Here is a 16,412-nt window from a genome sequence, read left to right on the forward strand (position 1 = left end):
GCGCTCGCGCGCGGCCGCGCTCAGGCGCTACACTGCAATGATCCCCAAGCCGCCGCGCGCCGCCATGCCATCCTGTTACGCCCAAGTCGATTGCAACTCCTTCTATGCCTCCTGCGAGCGGGTATTCAATCCGCGTCTGGCCGGCGTGCCTATCGTGGTGCTGTCCAATAACGATGGCTGCATCGTGTCGCGCTCGGCCGAGGCCAAGGCCTTGGGCGTGCCGATGGGCGCGCCTTATTTTCAGCAGCGGGCGCGGCTGGAGCAATTGGGGGTGGCGGTGTTTTCCTCCAACTACACGCTGTACGGCGATTTGTCCGGCCGCGCGATGCGTCTGCTGGCCGGCTTCGCGCGCGCGCAGGAGGTGTATTCGATAGACGAATGCTTCCTGGACATCAGCGGCGAGCCGGAACCGACGCGGCTGGCGCAGCAGATGCGCGACACGATGTTGCGCGGCCTGGGCTTGCCGGTGTGCGTCGGCATCGGCCCCAGCAAGACCTTGGCCAAGCTGGCCAACCACCTGGCCAAGCTGGACCCGTCCCGCGACGGGGTGATGAATTTGCAGGCGTTGGACGCGAGCGAGCGGCTGGCCTTGCTGGCCATGGTGCCGGTGGAGGAGATCTGGGGCGTGGGCCGCAAGCTGTCGGCCAAGCTGCGGCTGGAGCGCATCGGCCACGCGGCGGCGCTGGTGGAGGCGGACCGGGATTGGTTGATCCGCCGTTTCGGCGTCACCGTGGCGCGCATCGCCGACGAATTGGACGGCCTGTCCTGCCTGAGCCTGGAAGAGGCGTTGCCACCACGGCAGTCCTTGATGTCCACGCGTTCCTTCGGCCACAAGGTGACGCGGCTGGAGGAGGCGCGCGAGGCGGTGGCGATGCACGCGGCCATGGTGGCGGAGCGCTTGCGGCGCCAGGGCTCGCTGGCCACTTTTCTGCAAGTGAGTTTGCAGCGCGGCGTGTACCAGCTGGGCACGGTGCAGAGCGATAGCGAGGTGGTGCCGCTGCTGCCGCTCAGCGCCGACAGCCGCGCGTTGGTGAAGGCGGCCTTGTTGGCGCTGGAGCGCTTGTGGCGGCCCGGCGCCGCTTATCAGAAGTGCGGGGTGATGGCCTGGCAGCTAGTGGACGCGGACAAGGCGCAGGGTGATCTGTTCGCCGGGCCGGCGGAGGATGAGAAGAGCCAGCGCCTGATGGCGGCGATGGATGCGATCAACCGCCGCATGGGGCGCGGCACGGTCAAGCTGTTGGCCGAGGGCCTGGAGCAGGGCTGGAAGATGAAGCAGGATTTGCTGTCGCCGGCCTATACCACGCGTTGGAATGAGGTGCCGGTGGTGAAGGCGAAGTAGCGCTTGCGGTAGAATGCCGCGATCGATGTCGCCGGCCGCCGGCGGCTATAGTGTAATCAGCATCCCCATGAGTCCCCGCGCCGCGAGCCGCGCGTCGCCTCCGAAAGCGAGATATTGAATCCTCTGTTTGCCCAGCCTTGCGCCATCGTCGATCTGGAAACCACCGGCGGCCACATCAGCCGCGACCGCATCACCGAGGTGGGGGTGATCCTGATCGACGGGGAGCGGGTGGAGCGCTTCAGCTCCCTGGTCAATCCCGGCCAGCCCATTCCGCCCTTTATCGAGAACATGACCGGCATTTCCGACGCCATGGTGGCGGCGGCGCCGAGCTTTGCCGATCTGGCGGAACGCTTGCTGACGATGTTGTCCGGCCGCCTGTTCCTGGCGCATAACGCGCGTTTCGACTATGGCTTTTTGAAGAACGAATTCCGCCGCGCCGGCCTGCGCTTCCAGAGCCAGTCGCTGTGCACGGTGAAGCTGTCGCGCCGCTTGTATCCGCAGTTTTTCAAGCACAGCCTGGATAGCTTGATCGAGCGCCACGACATCCGCCTGCCGGAACGGCACCGGGCGCTGGCGGACGCGGAGGCGGTGCACCGTTTCCTCGGCATCGCCAATCAGGAGCTGGGCGCGGCGGCCGTGGGCGCGGCGATGGCGGCGGTATTGGCCGCGCCGCCGGAATTGGCCGGTCTGCCTGCGGCCTTGCAGGAGCAGCTGGAGTTGCTGCCGGATGTGCCGGGGGTGTACACGCTGTACGGCGAGGACGGCAAGCCCTTGTACGTGGGCAAGGGCAGCAATCTGCGCACCCGCGTGCTGGCGCATTTCGCCGCGGTCAAGGGCGGCGGCAAGAGCCGCGAAGTGCATATCGGCGAGCCCATCGGCCGGGTGGAGTGGCAGGAGACACTGGGCGAGTTCGGCGCGCATTTGCTGGAACTGCGGCTGATCCACGCCTTGAAGCCGCAGCATAATCACCGCGGCAAGCTGAGCCCGGAGCTGTGTTCCATCCAGCTGGAGGAGGCGGACGGTTTCACCCGTCCCAAGGTGGTGTACGCGCGCGAGCTGGATTTCAGTCGCACCGCGGATTTGTACGGTTTGTTCCGCCATGCGCGCGAGGCGCGCAAGATCCTGGCGGAAATCGCGCTGGGCAACGCGCTGTGTCAGTCGGTATTGGGCGTGGAGGCGGTGACCAGCCGCAAGGGCGCGCCGTGCGCGGCTTTGAAGCTGGGCCGCTGCCGCGGCGCCTGCATCGGCCGCGAGCCGGCGGAGGTGCACAATATCCGGCTGCTGGGCGCCTTGGCCAAGCTGAAGGTGAAGGCCTGGCCGTTCGCCGGCGCGATCGCGGTGGTGGAAACCGATGAGGTGACCGGCGAGCGCGCCGAGCATGTGTTCGACCGCTGGTGCTATCTGGGTTCGCGCCAGGGCGACGGCGGCCCGTTGGAGGGCGCGCCGTCCTTTGACCTGGACAGTTACAAGCTGCTGGAGGGCTGGCTGCGCAAGCCGGCGGAGGGCACGGCGCTGCGCGAGCTGTGAGTCAGAGCCAGTTTTTCAACAGCAAGGCCGCCAGCAGGATGGCGATCAGCGCCAGCAGCCAGTTCTGGCGCTTCTGTTCCCGCATCAGTTGGATGTAGCCGCTGATCAGCAACTCGCTGTTGGCGGAGGACAGCGCGTCATTCAGTTTGCGCGGCAGCGTGGGCAGGGTGGTGGCCCATTGCGGCGCTTCGTGCTTCAGCGTGCGCAGCAGGCCGCGCCAGCCTATCTGCTCGTTCATCCACTTGGTCAGGAAGGGCTTGGCGGTATCCCACAGGTCCAGGTTGGGGTCCAGCTGGCGGCCCAGGCCTTCGATATTGAGCAGGGTCTTTTGCAGCAGCACCAGTTGTGGCTGGATTTCCACATTGAAACGGCGGCTGGTTTCGAACAGGCGCAGCAGCACCATGCCAAAGGAGATTTCCGACAGCGGCTTTTCGAAGATGGGTTCGCACACGGTGCGCACCGCCGCTTCCAGCTCCTCGGCGCGGGTGTCTTTCGGCACCCAGCCGGATTCGATGTGGGCGGTGGCGACGCGGTGGTAGTCGCGGTTGAAGAAGGCGAGGAAGTTGACCGCCAGGTAGTGCTTGTCGGTGTCGGTCAGGGTGCCGACGATGCCGAAGTCCAGCGCGATGTAGCGGCCGTCGGCGGCGACGAAGATATTGCCCGGGTGCATGTCGGCGTGGAAGAAGCCGTGGCGGAACACTTGGGTGAAGAATATTTCCACGCCGTAGCGGCTGAGCTTGGTGAGGTCCACGCCGGCTTCGCGCAGCCGGTCCACCTGGCCCACCGGGATGCCGTGCATCCATTCCAGCGTCAGCACGTCGCGGCTGGTGTAGTCGTAGAACACCTCGGGCACGATCAGCATGTCCGAGTTCTTGAAGTTGCGGCGCAGCTGCGAGGCGTTGGCGGCCTCGTGCATCATGTCCAGTTCGTCGTGCAGGTATTTGTCGAACTCGGCCACCACTTCGCGCGGCTTCAGCCGCTTGCCGTCGGTGAACAGTTTTTCCACCCAGCCGGCCAGCGTGGCCATCAGCGCCAGGTCTTGCTCGATCACCGGCTGGATGCCGGGGCGCAGCACCTTGACCGCCACTTCGCGGCCGCGGCCGCCATCGGGCTGGCGCAGCCAGGCCTTGTGCACCTGGGCCACCGAGGCGCTGGCCACCGGGGTGTTGTCGAAGTCGAGGTAGAGTTCGTCGACCTTGCGGCCCAGGCTGCGTTCAATCACCTCGCGCGCCAGCAGGCCGTCGTAGGGCGGCACTCGGTCTTGCAGCCGCGCCAGTTCGTCGGCGTAGTCCGGCGGCAGCAGATCGCGGCGGGTGGACAGCACCTGGCCGAATTTGACGAAGATGGGGCCCAGGCTTTCCAGCGCCAGCCGCACCCGTTGCGGCAGCGGCGCGCTGGTGTCGCGGCGCAGCGGCAGCAGGCCGAACAGCTTGTGGACGATGCCGAGTTTGGAGTGACCTTCCAGGAAGTCGTCCAGGCCGAAGCGGTAGAAGGTGGAAACGATCTTGAAGAAGCGCGAAATCCGCATGTGCCGTCAGGCCTTTGTCTGTTCTTGTTGCAGCGCGGCCCGCAGCCGCGCCAGGCGTTTTTCCAGGCGGCCGGCGTCGTCGCGCAGCGCGTCGACTTCGGCGACGAAGCCTTGCACCAGTCGGCGGCTGGCCAGCACCGGCGTTTCCTCGCGCAGGTGCTCCACCCAGTTGGCGGCCAGCCGCCAGGCCACTTGGCCCTTGAAGCCGAGCAGGCCGCGCGCCAGGGTTTCCGCGCGCTGGGCGGCGGTGTCGCCCACCAGCCGCGACAGGTCCTCGGCGGCGTTCCATTGCAGGCGGCCCAGCAGGCGGCCGACGGCGGCGGCTAGTTCGGCGTCGCCGCTGAACTGGACATCGTTCAGCGCCGGGTCGCGCCCGGCCACCGCCGCCAGCGCGGCGGCGTGCTTGAGGCGGACGGTGGCTTCCGGCTCGCCCTCGCAGGCGGCCAGCCAGCCTTCATCGGTGAGCACGCCGGCCACTTGCAGCGGCGGCAGCGCCACGGCGATGCGCCGTCCGGCGTGCGCGGCCAGTTCCGCCCGCACCGCCGGGTGCTGGTTCAACAGGTGGTTGAATGCGGCTATCTGGATGCCCATGCGCTGTCTCCGTGCGTGGATGGTTAAGGGGGGCTTGGAGCGTGTTCACGATCCCGTGAGCTAGGCGAGACCAGGCGTGGAGTCTCCGTGCGCTGCATCAGTATTTCGAAGCGGACGCTCGCGCAAGGTCTCCGCTGGCGCGCGGCAGATCGTAAACAGGTTCTTAGAACTTGTAGCCCTTGTGCAGCGCCACCACGCCGCCGCTCATATTGTGGTAATCCACCTTGCCGAAGCCGGCGTCCAGCATCATCTGCTTCAGCGTTTCCTGATCGGGATGCATGCGGATGGATTCGGCCAGGTACTGGTAGCTGTCGGGGTCGTTAGCCACCAGCTTGCCCATCACCGGCAGCGCCTTGAAGGAGTAGAAGTCGTAGAACGGCGACAGCGGTTTCCACACTTTGGAGAACTCCAGCACCATCAGCTTGCCGCCCGGCTTCAGCACCCGGCACATTTCCTTCAGCGCCGCGTCCTTGTGGGTCATATTGCGCAGGCCGAAAGCCACCGACACCGCGTCGAAGTAGTTGTCGGGGAAGGGCAGCTTCTCGGCGTCGGCCAAGGACACCGGCAGCACCAGGCCGTCGTCCAGCAGGCGGTCGCGGCCCACGGTCAGCATCGAGCTGTTGATGTCGGTCAGCCACACTTCGCCGCTCTTGCCCACGCGCTTGGCCCAGCCGCGCGACAGGTCGCCGGTGCCGCCGGCGATGTCCAGCACCTTGTCGCCGGCCTTGACGCCGGAGGTGGTCAGGGTGAAGTGCTTCCACACCCGGTGCAGGCCGCCGGACATCAGGTCGTTCATCACGTCGTATTTCTTGGCCACCGAGTGGAACACATCGGCCACCTTGGCGGCTTTTTCGCTTTCGGCAACGGTCTTGAAGCCGAAGTGGGTCGTCTTGTCCATGGTCACTCCCTGCTCGCGCCAGCGGCGGCGAGGCGGTTGAGGTAATCCTGCCAGTACTGGTCGCGCTTGGCGCCCAGCTCGTAAAGGTATTGCCAGCTGTAGAGGCCGCTGTCGTGGCCGTCGTCGAAGGTGATCTTCAGCGCGTAATGGCCCACCGGCTCCAGCGCGGTGATGGCGACATGGCGCTTGCCCACTTGCAGCACTTCCTGGCCGGCGCCGTGGCCGCGCACTTCCGCCGAAGGCGAGTAGACGCGCAAGTATTCGCAGGGCAGTTCGAAGCGCGCGCCGTCGTCGAAGCTGATTTCCAGCACGCGCGATACCGCGTGCAGCTGGATTTCCTGCGGCGCCGCTGCGCCAGGGGTGAGTCCGGACATGGGTGCTCCTAAACGGTCAAGCCGCGTATCAGTCTTTGCGTTCCAGCAGCATGGCGTCGCCATAGCTGAAGAAGCGATATTCCCGCTCCACCGCGTGCTGGTAGGCGGCGCGCATTTCCTCGTAACCGGCGAAAGCCGACACCAGCATCAGCAGCGTGGACTTGGGCAGGTGGAAATTGGTCAGCAGGCGGTCCACCACCCGGAAGCGGTAGCCCGGGGTGATGAAGATGTCGGTTTCGCCGCAGCCGGCCGCCAGTTCGCCGCCGCGCGCGGCGGATTCCAGCGCGCGCATGCTGGTGGTGCCCACCGACAGCACTTTGCGGCCGCTGACGTGGGCCTCGGCGATCAGCGCGCGGGTGGCTTCCGGCACTTCGTAGATTTCGCTGTGCATCTTGTGCTCGGCGATATTGTCCACGCGCACCGGCTGGAAGGTGCCGGCGCCGACGTGCAGGGTGACGTAGGCCAGGTGCACGCCCTTGGCGCGCAGCTGTTCCAGCATGTCTTCGGTGAAGTGCAGGCCGGCGGTGGGCGCGGCCACCGCGCCGCGCTCGCGGGCGTAGACGGTCTGGTAGCGCTCGTCATCCTCGTCGTCGGCGCCGCGTTCTATATAAGGCGGCAGCGGCAGCTTGCCGGAAGCTTCCAGGATGTCGAACAGATTGTCCTCGGCCAGGAAGCGCAGCTTGAACAGCTCGCCGTGACGTTCTACCATCTCGGCCTCCCAGCGTTCGGCGAAGATCAGCCGGGTGCCGGGCTTGGGCGATTTGGAGGCGCGCACATGGGCCAGCGCGGTGTGGGCGTCCAGCACGCGTTCTATCAGCGCCTCGACCTTGCCGCCGCTGGCTTTTTCGCCGAACAGCCGCGCCTTGATCACGCGGGTGTCGTTGAACACCATCACGTCGCCGGGGCTGATGTGGTCGATGAAGTCGCTGAAGCGCAGGTCGGCGCGGTTTTGGCCGGCGACGTGCAACAAGCGGCTGGCGCCGCGCTCCGCCGGAGGGTGCTGGGCGATCAGTTGCTCGGGCAGGTGGTAGTCGAAGTCGGAAAGCTGCATAAGACGTAAAAGATTCAGAATGGGCAAATTATACCCGTGCCGCCGCCGGCCGGCATCAGCTTGTGCGGGGTATGGCGGGATTTGCGCTGAATCAACATCGATTTTCGGCAAGTTGGTAAAAACTTGCCAGGCGGAAAAACGCCCGTGGATACTAGTGCTTTGACTCGAGTCGTGTCGCCGTTTTGCATCCAAACGACTGTTTGAAATGACGCAAAAGCTAGACATCTTGCAGCGAATTGCGGCAAACTCGCGCCCAAGATGATAAACAGGAGCAGGCTTTGACCGGAAAAATCCTTGTGTTGCATGGCCCCAACCTCAACCTGCTGGGACAGCGGGAGCCGCAGCACTACGGCCGGGAAACGCTTGACGATATCAACCAGCGGCTGGAACAGCAGGCTAGCGCCGCGGGGTTTGAGTTGTCCGCGTTGCAGAGCAACGCCGAGTATGTACTGATAGATCGCGTGCAGCAGTGCCTGAATGACGGCACCGCTTTCATTCTGATCAATCCGGCGGCTTTCACCCATACCAGCGTCGCCTTGCGCGATGCGCTGGCGGCGGTGAAGCTGCCGTTTATAGAAGTCCACCTTTCCAACGTTCATGCCCGCGAACCGTTCCGTCAGCATTCGTATTTCTCCGACCTCGCGGTCGGCGTGATCTGCGGACTCGGCGCCCACGGCTATGAACTGGCGCTTGCGCACGCCATCCGGCGTCTTGCCGCGCAGGCCTGACCCACTCTACCGAATATCCCACTCGAAGGATTATCAATGGATCTCCGTAAACTCAAGAAGCTGATCGATCTCGTCGAGGAATCCGGCATTGCCGAACTCGAAGTGACCGAGGGGGAAGAAAAAGTCCGCATCACCCGCGTATCCGCCGCGCCGCAGATGGCCTACGCTCAACCGATGACCGCTCTGCAAGTGCCCAACGCCCAAGCCGCCGCCGTGGCCGCTCCGGCCGCCGAGGCCGCCGCGCCGGTCAGCAATGACAAGAACGCGATGAAGTCGCCGATGGTGGGCACCTTCTATCGTTCGCCGAGCCCGGGCGCCAAGAGCTTCATCGAGGTGGGCCAGAGCGTGAACGCCGGCGATACCTTGTGCATCATCGAAGCGATGAAGCTGATGAACGAGATCGAAGCCGACCGCTCCGGCGTGGTCAAGGCCATCCTGGTCGAGGACGGCCAACCGGTGGAATTCGGCGAGCCGCTGTTCATCATCGAGTAAGCGCCAAACGACAGGCTTAGCAACAGGGCACGGCGCAGCGTCTGTGCCCTTGTTGTTTGCCAAGACAGCATTGGCGGCTCCGGCCGCGCCGGCGACAAGGCCGGCCGCGGAGCCCGCCAGCGGAGAATTCCATGTTTGAAAAAATTCTGATTGCCAACCGGGGTGAAATCGCCCTGCGCATCCAGCGCGCCTGCCGCGAAATGGGCATCAAGACCGTGGTGGTGCATTCCGAGGCCGACCGCGAAGCCAAGTACGTCAAGCTGGCCGACGAGTCGGTCTGCATCGGACCGGCGCCCAGCGGCAAGAGCTACCTCAATGTGCCGGCGCTGATCGCCGCCGCCGAGGTCACCGATTCCCAGGCCATCCACCCGGGTTACGGCTTCCTGTCGGAAAACGCCGACTTCGCCGAGCGCGTGGAGCAGTCCGGCTTCGTGTTCATCGGCCCGCGCCCGGACACCATCCGCCAGATGGGCGACAAGGTGTCGGCCAAGAACGCGATGATCGCGGCCGGCGTGCCTTGCGTGCCCGGTTCCGACGGCGCCTTGCCGGATGATCCGGCCGAGATCGTCAAGATCGCCAAGAAGATCGGTTTCCCGGTGATCATCAAGGCCGCAGGCGGCGGTGGCGGTCGCGGCATGCGCGTGGTGCATACCGAGGGCGCGCTGATCAACTCGGTGCAGATGACCCGCACCGAAGCCGGCGCGGCGTTCGGCAATCCCACCGTCTACATGGAAAAATTCCTGGAAGAGCCGCGCCACATCGAAATCCAGATCCTGGCCGACGAATACGGCAACGCCATCTACCTGGGCGAGCGCGACTGCTCGATGCAGCGCCGCCACCAGAAGATCATCGAGGAAGCGCCAGCTCCCGGCATCACCGACAAGCAGCGCCAGAAGATAGGCGAGGCCTGCGCCGAAGCCTGCCGTCGCATCGGCTACCGCGGCGCCGGCACTTTTGAATTCCTGTTCGAGCGCGGCGAGTTCTACTTCATCGAGATGAACACCCGCGTGCAGGTTGAGCACCCGGTGACCGAGATGATCACCGGCATCGACATCGTGCAGGAGCAGATCCGCATCGCCGCCGGCGAAAAGCTGCGCTACAAACAGAAGGACGTGGTGCTGCGCGGCCATGCGATGGAATGCCGGATCAACGCCGAAGATCCGTTCACCTTCGTGCCGTCGCCGGGCAAGATCGAAAGCTACCACCCGGCCGGCGGCCCGGGCATCCGCATCGACTCGCATATTTACCAGGGCTACACCGTGCCTTCGCACTACGATTCCATGGTGGGCAAGCTGATCGCCTATGGCGATACCCGCGACCAGGCGATGGCGCGGATGCGGGTGGCGCTGTCGGAGATCTCGATTTCCGGCATCAAGACCAATATCCCGCTGCACCAGCAATTGTTCCTGGATTCGGCCTTCCAGCGCGGCGGCACCAGCATTCACTACCTGGAGCACCGCTTGGCCGAACAGAAAAAAGGGGAAGCCTGATGGCATGGCTGCAAGCCACCATTGACGCCGAGTCAACCGTAGCCGAGCGTCTGGCCGACGCGCTGATGGACGCCGGCGCGCTGTCCACGGCGATCGAGGACGCGTTTGCCGGCACCGAGCGCGAAGAGCCCATCTTCGGCGAACCCGGCGAGCCGGTGGACAAGCTGTGGAGCCGCAGCCGCATCATCACCCTGTTTGATGAAGCGGCCGACGTGGCGCTGCTGATCGCCGCCGCCGCCACCGCCTGCGAGCTGACGCTGCCGGGCTATAGCGTGGAGCGGGTGGAGGAGCAGGACTGGGTGCGTTTGACCCAGTCGCAGTTCGACCCTATCCGCATTTCCGACCGTCTGTGGATCACGCCGACCTGGCACGAGCCGCCGGCGCCCAACGCGGTCAATCTGCAACTGGACCCGGGCCTGGCCTTCGGCACCGGCAGCCACCCCACCACCCGCTTGTGCCTGCAATGGCTGGATGCCCAACTGCAGGGCGGCGAAAGCGTGCTGGACTACGGCTGCGGTTCCGGCATCCTCGCCATCGCCGCGCTGAAGTTGGGCGCGGCCTCCGCGCTGGGCGTGGACATCGATCCGCAAGCGGTGCGCGCCAGCCATGACAATGCCGAGCAGAACCAGGTGAAGGCCGATTTCTGCCTGCCGGACCAGAACCCGGAAGCGGTTTACGACGTGGTGCTGGCCAATATCCTGGCCAATCCGCTGCGCATGCTGGGCCAGTTGCTGGCTAGCCATGTCAAAACCGGTGGTAGAATCGTGCTTTCAGGCATTCTCGCCGAACAGGCCGAAGAGCTGTCCGCCATCTATGAACAGTGGTTCCAGATGGACGCTCCGGTGTTCGACGAAGGATGGACCAGACTGACAGGAATCCGACGCCCCACGGTATGACATATACGACACAGTGCCCCAGTTGCCAGACTCGCTTCAAGGTCAATGACGCCCAGTTAGCGGCCGCCAATGGTTTGGTGCGCTGCGGGCGCTGTTCGCACGTGTTCAACGCCACCGAGTATTTCGTGGTGGCGGACGCGCCGCCGCCGGAGCCTCCGCGCGCCGCGGCGCCTCCGCCTGTTCAGCCGCCCGCCCAAGCGAGCGAGGCGCTGGACGATTTCGAACTGGAAGTGCCGGATTTCGATCCGGGCGCCGGCGCGGAAGCCCCGCCGCCGGACGAGTTGCTGATGCCGCCGCCGCTGCCGGCGCAGGAAGAAACGCCGGCCGCGCGCGCCGATGTCGAGGAATTCCAGCGCGCGCTGGCCGAGGCGATGCAGAACCGCCATGTCAGCGCGCCGCTGGGCAATCCTTTCGGCGCGGAAGAAGCCCTGCTGGAAGAGCCGACGCCGGAAGTGTTCGGCAACCGTCGCCGCGCCGAGCCGCAAGCCGAACCGGAAGCGCCGGCCGCCGTCATCGAGCCGGAACGGCCGTTCGAGCGCCGCGAACCGGAACCGGAGTGGAAACCGGCGCCCAGCGCGGCGCAGGAGCCGGAAGCGGATGAGGATGCGCCGCGCCGGCGCAACCCGCTGCTGACGGCGCTGGCGGTACTGGTTTCCGTGTTTGGCGTGCTGGTGTTGGCCGGCCAGCTGGTCTACTTCAACCGCACCCGCATCGCGGCCGAAGTGCCGGAATTGCGTCCGACGCTGGAGGCCTTGTGCGTGGGCATGGGTTGCGCGGTGCCTTGGCCCACCGATATCGCTCGCGTGCGCACCGAATGGTCCGAGCTCGCCTTCGTGCCGGACTATCCCAACCTGATCCAGCTATCCGCCACGCTGAAAAACCACGCCACTTACTCCCAGGCCTACCCGATGCTGGAAGTGACGCTGAAGGACTCCGACGACCAGGTGCTGATCCGCAAGGTGTTCGCGCCCAAGGAGTATTTGAAGGCCGATGATTTCAAGCTTGGCCATTTCAATTCCAATAGCGAGGTCAAGGTCACCATGCGGCTGGATGCCGGCAAGGTGCATGCGATGGGGTATAGCCTTTATTGGTTCTATCCCTAGCGATCAATAGAGATAGCACCTTTCCCGTACAGGTGCATGGTTGCCAGTGCGCTGTTTACCTCTAGTGGCCGCTCCGGCAGTAGGCTGCTTCTTCAAAGGCCTGCCATGCTTGGCAGGCCTTTTTGTCTCCTTGGAACTTGGTGATCTGCCCTTTGTGACAGGCGGCAGCGCATTTCTTTTATTGTAATTTAATAAATTAATTAATTTGGTAAAACAATCTGTCCCGGGGATGCGCTCATAACTTGCGATGCGAGGTGAGGAATGCTGTACCGTGTCAGCTGTGCGCTGGTGTTGTCAGGCATGCCATTTTTAGCTGTGAAAGCTGAAACGCTGCCGCTGGTGACGCCGGCGAAAACCGTATACGTGGTTTACCCTCCTGGGATCAACTGGGATAAGCGATCCGATACTCAACAAGGCGCTTGCGCCAACTTCAATACCACCTTTCTACCACCGGACCGCTGCCGGCAACCCAATTTGCCTGACTATATGGCCTTGTCGCTGATGACTTCGGCGGAGTGCCCTCCTGGCGCGGGCTATATGCCCAGCATCCATAGCTGCGTATTGCCGGCCTGCCCGGATGCTTCCTGGACCTTGTCTGAGAATGGGCGCAGCTGCAGCCGACCAGACCCGGAGCAATGCGTGGAAACAGCAATGCTGGCCCCATGGGCCAAGGCCGCTCCCGGCAAACCCTGCCCGCCGCCTTGCAAGCCCGATATCAATGCCGTTACCCAAGAAAAGCTGCTGGCCGCCATCGTGTACGGTGAAAGCTCGGTGCAGCAAGTGAGGGAGGAGATGTACGGCATTGCTTCGGCAATGGTCAGGAGGCGCGATGCCTGGCAGCAGGGAGGATCGCTGCAAAAGTTCCTGAAGAAGTACCCACGATATGCCTATGCGGTTACCGATGGCAATGTGCGTTACAAGGAGTTGATGTGCGCCAGTGATGCTAAAAAATACACGCAGGCATATGAAGCGGCGAGGAATGCTCTGGCCTATGGAGTAGATTATAGCAATGGAGGGTGTTTTTGGGATGGGGCTGATCTTAAGACCAAAGGGAAAAAGCATTATAGGTATAGCGATGGATTTCGCTTTGTCATGCAAGAGCATAATATCTATGGCATTGCCTCCCCTGTAGGTTTAAATAGAAAGGGAGGGCTTGGCTCATATTACAATTATGCCTATGACTCCACTGCGGCATATGGAGGTACTGTTTTTTGGAAATACAATGCTGATTTTATAGCAGCAGAAGGAGTAAAACAATGCAGGTGATTAAGGTTTTTTTAAGTTTGGTTGTGATGTCATCTTGCGCTTGGTCCTCTCCATATGTTGATGTTGTTAATAGCTGTCGTAATGGAGAGCCTGCTGCAAAAGAAATAGGACTGACGAGGCTGGATGGCGGTGCTTTTGTTTTAAAGCCAAATAGTGGTTGCGAGTACCAATATCAAATACCATTTGGTGGTCGAAACTATGGTTATAGTACTTGTAATGATCAGCAGTATTTAATAGTTTCTGATCGATTTTTTCTCTCATCACAAGCGATTAATCATTCCATAGATAAGAATATTTCCCCTGGTTATCCCTTTGCTGCGGGCTCTACTCGTTTCTATAGTGTTTTGAAAGGGAAGGAGTCTTATATTTGTGTGACGGCACCTGCTTATGAAAGTGGGAAGGGGGCTGCTTATACTACTTTTTATCTTATCAAGCATGAGCCAAATTTGGCTACGCCAGAAGTGGATTTTTATTTTTTAGATGAAATAAAATAAATATTAAAAAGTGATAGCTAGTTATTTTCCTAGATGACTGCAGTGATCCAGCACTGATTGGCAGAGTCTTTGTATTCAATAAGCATTTGAAGGTGGATGGCTTCAAACTTGGCCATTTCAATTCCAACAGCGAGGTCAAGGTGACCATGCGGCTGGATGCGGGCAAGGTGCATGCGATGGGGTATAGCCTTTACTGGTTCTATCCCTAGCGACCAATGGAGATAGCACCTCTTCCGTACAGGTGCATGGTTGCCAGTGCGCTGTTTACCTCTAGTGGCCGCTCCGGCAGTAGGCTGCTTCTTCAAAGGCCTGCCATGCTTGGCAGGCCTTTTTGTCTCCTTGGAACTTGGTGATCTGCCCTTTGTGACAGGCGGCAGCGCATTTCTTTTATTGTAATTTAATAAATTAATTAATTTGGTAAAACAATCTGTCCCGGGGATGCGCTCATAACTTGCGATGCGAGGTGAGGAATGCTGCACCGTGTCAGCTGTGCGCTGGTGTTGTCTGGCGTACCATTTTTGACTGCTAAGGCCGAAACGAGGCCTGCCCAGCGCGCGGATGTTGTCAGGTGTGGCTCCAATGGCACCTTGCTGATGACGGGGGAGGCTTGTGGCAGCAAGGCTGGATATGAAAAGTTGGTCGCGAACCATTGTGGCTCGATACCAAACTGGGGACCGGTTGTCACTTTTGTGTTCGACGAAGTCGATACCCCGAATTATCAATATGAGAAAGTTCAATGTAATAGGCCTAGCGGCGGGACTCTTGATATCTACTACTACTCTCGCTGGATTGGGGAGGGCCCAGCCTTCTGCCCGGACGCTTCGTGGACGTTATCCACGGATGGCCTTAGTTGCAGCAGGCTGGACCCAGAGCAATGCGTAGAAACCGCAATGCTGGCCCCATGGGCCAAGGCCGCTCCCAGCAAACCCTGCCCGCCACCTTGCAAGCCGGATATCAATGCCGTTACCCAAGAAAAGCTGCTGGCCGCCATCGTGTACGGTGAAAGCTCGGTGCAGCAAGTGAAGGAGGAGATGTATGGCATTGCTTCGGCAATGGTCAGGAGGCGCGATGCCTGGCAGCAGGGAGGATCGCTGCAAAAGTTCCTGAAGAAGTACCCACGATATGCCTATGCGGTTACCGATGGCAATGTGCGTTACAAGGAGTTGATGTGCGCCAGTGATGCTAATAAATACACGCAGGCATATGAGGCAGCGAGAAATGCGTTGGCCTATGGGGTGGATTACAGTAATGGAGGGTGTTTCTGGGATGGGGTATCTAAAGATCTCAAAATAAAGGGTGAAAAGCATTACAGATATAAAGTTGGGTTCCGTTTTGTTGAACCTGAGCACAATATCTTTGGGGTAATGCCACCACCAGCACGAAAGGAGCAAGGGACATTTGATACATATGATTATATGTATGATTCAACAGCTGCTTATGGAGATACCATTTTTTGGAAAGTTAATGATCGATATTTAAAGGCAGAAAGGGCGAAGCAATGCAAGTGAGAAAATATATGGCCAGTGTGTTATTGGTGTGCTTTAACTATGTGTTGGCGGCTCCACCTGATGACGTTGTAAAAAGTTGTTATAACTGGGGTCCGGCATCTCATAATATCAAAATGACCAAGTTGTATGGGGCTTTTTCAGATAAGCCAGATTTTGGCTGTGAAGATCAGCTAGATATTTTTGTTGATGGTAAAAAATATGGCTATGGTTTTGTAACTTGTAATGATCAATCATACCTAATTATAGGTAGTGAAAAGTTTTTGGCAGCGCAAGCAGTTAATAACTCTGTTGATGGACGGGTTAAACCTGGTGACGGCTTTTCAAATGCTGGGACTGTTTTTTTTGATATCACAAAAGAGAGACAATCTTATATTTGTGTGTTGACGCCGGCTTTTGAAACAGGGAAGGGGGCAGCTTATGCTACCTTTTATCTTATTAAGCGTGCTTCATCATCAGTTAAGCCTGAGGTGAATTTTTACTTTTTAGATGAAATAAGATAATTGAAATGCTTATATTGTTTGTTTAAGGGTAAGGAAATCAGGGCGATGCAATTAATTAAATGTACCATTGGTGTGGTAATGATGGGGTCAAGCTATGCTATAGCAAATCCATCTGTGGACATAGTTAATAGTTGCTATCAAAGAGGGGCGGTTTCTAATGGTATAAAAAAGGTGGATATAGAAGGCACTTTTGTTGATAAGCCTTCAGCAGGTTGCGAAGATCAATTGGAAGCTAATTTTGAAGGGGAAACCTATGGGGCAGCTACTTGTAATGATAATCAATACTTGATAGTTGCTAATAAAATGTTCCTCGCCTCGCAGGCCATTAACCTCTCAATTGATAAGCGAATTAGGCCGGGTGATGATTTTTCAGCAACAAGATCGGTTTGGCTTGCATTTTCGAAAGGCAATGAATCCTATGTGTGCATGCTTAGAACTGCATTTGAAATGGGGAAGGGGCGTGGGTATGCGGCTTTTTATTTAATGAAACATAGGCCCGCTCCTGCTAAGCCAGAAGTATATTTTTATTTTCTAGATAAAGTTGATTGGTCTAAATGAATTCTGTCTGTGAATGGGTGGTTCGCATCACACCGTTGTCATTAACAAACAGGCCGGCATTTGCCGGCC

At 60.2% G+C, this 16,412-nt stretch carries 17 protein-coding genes; 12 read left to right on the forward strand and 5 right to left on the reverse strand.

Going from position 1 to position 16,412, the window contains the following annotated elements; genetic code table 11:
* Positions 1-37 precede the first annotated feature (37 nt).
* Together VI26_RS08120 and VI26_RS08125 are read left to right on the forward strand one after the other, a co-directional pair.
* The gene (locus VI26_RS08120; protein WP_048409242.1) at positions 38-1,339 is read left to right on the forward strand and encodes a Y-family DNA polymerase; all 1,302 of its coding nucleotides are present in this window, start codon (positions 38-40) and stop codon (positions 1,337-1,339) included.
* Positions 1,340-1,453: 114 nt separating this feature from the next.
* A complete protein-coding gene (locus tag VI26_RS08125) occupies positions 1,454-2,866 on the forward strand; it encodes an exonuclease domain-containing protein (RefSeq protein WP_231580977.1) in 1,413 nt (470 codons plus the stop codon).
* 1 nt (position 2,867) lies between these two features.
* On the opposite strand, the gene ubiB is transcribed toward VI26_RS08125, so the two are convergent.
* From ubiB to queA, 5 genes are all read right to left on the reverse strand, one after another.
* Entirely contained in the window at positions 2,868-4,394 is a 1,527-nt protein-coding gene (gene ubiB, locus VI26_RS08130) for a ubiquinone biosynthesis regulatory protein kinase UbiB (protein ID WP_048409243.1), read from the reverse strand.
* Between the two features lie 6 nt (positions 4,395-4,400).
* A complete protein-coding gene (locus VI26_RS08135) occupies positions 4,401-4,985 on the reverse strand; it encodes an SCP2 domain-containing protein (RefSeq protein ID WP_048409244.1) in 585 nt (194 codons plus the stop codon).
* A gap of 163 nt (positions 4,986-5,148) precedes the next feature.
* Positions 5,149-5,883 (reverse strand): bifunctional demethylmenaquinone methyltransferase/2-methoxy-6-polyprenyl-1,4-benzoquinol methylase UbiE, encoded by a 735-nt coding sequence (ubiE, locus tag VI26_RS08140; protein ID WP_048409245.1) that lies wholly within the window; start codon positions 5,881-5,883, stop codon positions 5,149-5,151.
* A 2-nt stretch (positions 5,884-5,885) separates the two neighbouring features.
* Complete coding sequence (locus VI26_RS08145; protein ID WP_048409246.1) at positions 5,886-6,257, reverse strand: gamma-butyrobetaine hydroxylase-like domain-containing protein; 372 nt, start codon at positions 6,255-6,257, stop codon at positions 5,886-5,888.
* Positions 6,258-6,285: 28 nt separating this feature from the next.
* The gene (queA, locus tag VI26_RS08150; protein WP_048409247.1) at positions 6,286-7,308 is read right to left on the reverse strand and encodes a tRNA preQ1(34) S-adenosylmethionine ribosyltransferase-isomerase QueA; all 1,023 of its coding nucleotides are present in this window, start codon (positions 7,306-7,308) and stop codon (positions 6,286-6,288) included.
* 278 nt (positions 7,309-7,586) lie between these two features.
* Between queA and aroQ the strand changes: the two genes are divergently transcribed.
* The 10 genes from aroQ to VI26_RS24445 all read left to right on the forward strand — a co-directional run bounded on the left by aroQ (position 7,587) and on the right by VI26_RS24445 (position 16,343).
* Positions 7,587-8,036: a type II 3-dehydroquinate dehydratase gene (gene aroQ / locus VI26_RS08155; protein ID WP_048409323.1), complete on the forward strand. Its 450-nt coding sequence runs from the start codon at positions 7,587-7,589 to the stop codon at positions 8,034-8,036.
* A 36-nt stretch (positions 8,037-8,072) separates the two neighbouring features.
* On the forward strand, positions 8,073-8,528 hold the full coding sequence (gene accB, locus VI26_RS08160) for an acetyl-CoA carboxylase biotin carboxyl carrier protein (RefSeq protein WP_048409248.1): 456 nt from the start codon (positions 8,073-8,075) through the stop codon (positions 8,526-8,528).
* Between the two features lie 131 nt (positions 8,529-8,659).
* On the forward strand, positions 8,660-10,018 hold the full coding sequence (accC, locus tag VI26_RS08165) for an acetyl-CoA carboxylase biotin carboxylase subunit (protein ID WP_048409249.1): 1,359 nt from the start codon (positions 8,660-8,662) through the stop codon (positions 10,016-10,018).
* Positions 10,018-10,914 carry a 50S ribosomal protein L11 methyltransferase gene (gene prmA / locus VI26_RS08170; RefSeq protein WP_048409250.1) on the forward strand — a complete coding sequence of 299 codons (897 nt, stop codon included), beginning with the start codon at positions 10,018-10,020 and terminating at the stop codon, positions 10,912-10,914. Before accC ends, prmA begins: the two co-directional genes overlap by 1 nt.
* The gene (locus tag VI26_RS08175; RefSeq protein WP_048409251.1) at positions 10,911-12,017 is read left to right on the forward strand and encodes a DUF3426 domain-containing protein; all 1,107 of its coding nucleotides are present in this window, start codon (positions 10,911-10,913) and stop codon (positions 12,015-12,017) included. Before prmA ends, VI26_RS08175 begins: the two co-directional genes overlap by 4 nt.
* A gap of 261 nt (positions 12,018-12,278) precedes the next feature.
* The gene (locus VI26_RS24420) at positions 12,279-13,283 is read left to right on the forward strand and encodes a hypothetical protein (protein WP_156183802.1); all 1,005 of its coding nucleotides are present in this window, start codon (positions 12,279-12,281) and stop codon (positions 13,281-13,283) included.
* Positions 13,274-13,777 (forward strand): hypothetical protein, encoded by a 504-nt coding sequence (locus VI26_RS24425; protein ID WP_156183803.1) that lies wholly within the window; start codon positions 13,274-13,276, stop codon positions 13,775-13,777. The genes VI26_RS24420 and VI26_RS24425 overlap by 10 nt, the downstream gene beginning before the upstream one ends.
* 470 nt (positions 13,778-14,247) lie before the next feature.
* Positions 14,248-15,285 carry a hypothetical protein gene (locus tag VI26_RS24435; RefSeq protein ID WP_156183804.1) on the forward strand — a complete coding sequence of 346 codons (1,038 nt, stop codon included), beginning with the start codon at positions 14,248-14,250 and terminating at the stop codon, positions 15,283-15,285.
* Positions 15,276-15,785, forward strand: a complete 510-nt coding sequence (locus VI26_RS24440) for a hypothetical protein (protein WP_156183805.1) — start codon at positions 15,276-15,278, stop codon at positions 15,783-15,785. Before VI26_RS24435 ends, VI26_RS24440 begins: the two co-directional genes overlap by 10 nt.
* 45 nt (positions 15,786-15,830) lie before the next feature.
* Positions 15,831-16,343: a hypothetical protein gene (locus tag VI26_RS24445; protein WP_156183806.1), complete on the forward strand. Its 513-nt coding sequence runs from the start codon at positions 15,831-15,833 to the stop codon at positions 16,341-16,343.
* The last annotated feature ends 69 nt before the right edge of the window (positions 16,344-16,412 follow it).

This window comes from Chromobacterium sp. LK1 (assembly GCF_001043555.1).
Lineage (GTDB): Bacteria > Pseudomonadota > Gammaproteobacteria > Burkholderiales > Chromobacteriaceae > Chromobacterium > Chromobacterium aquaticum.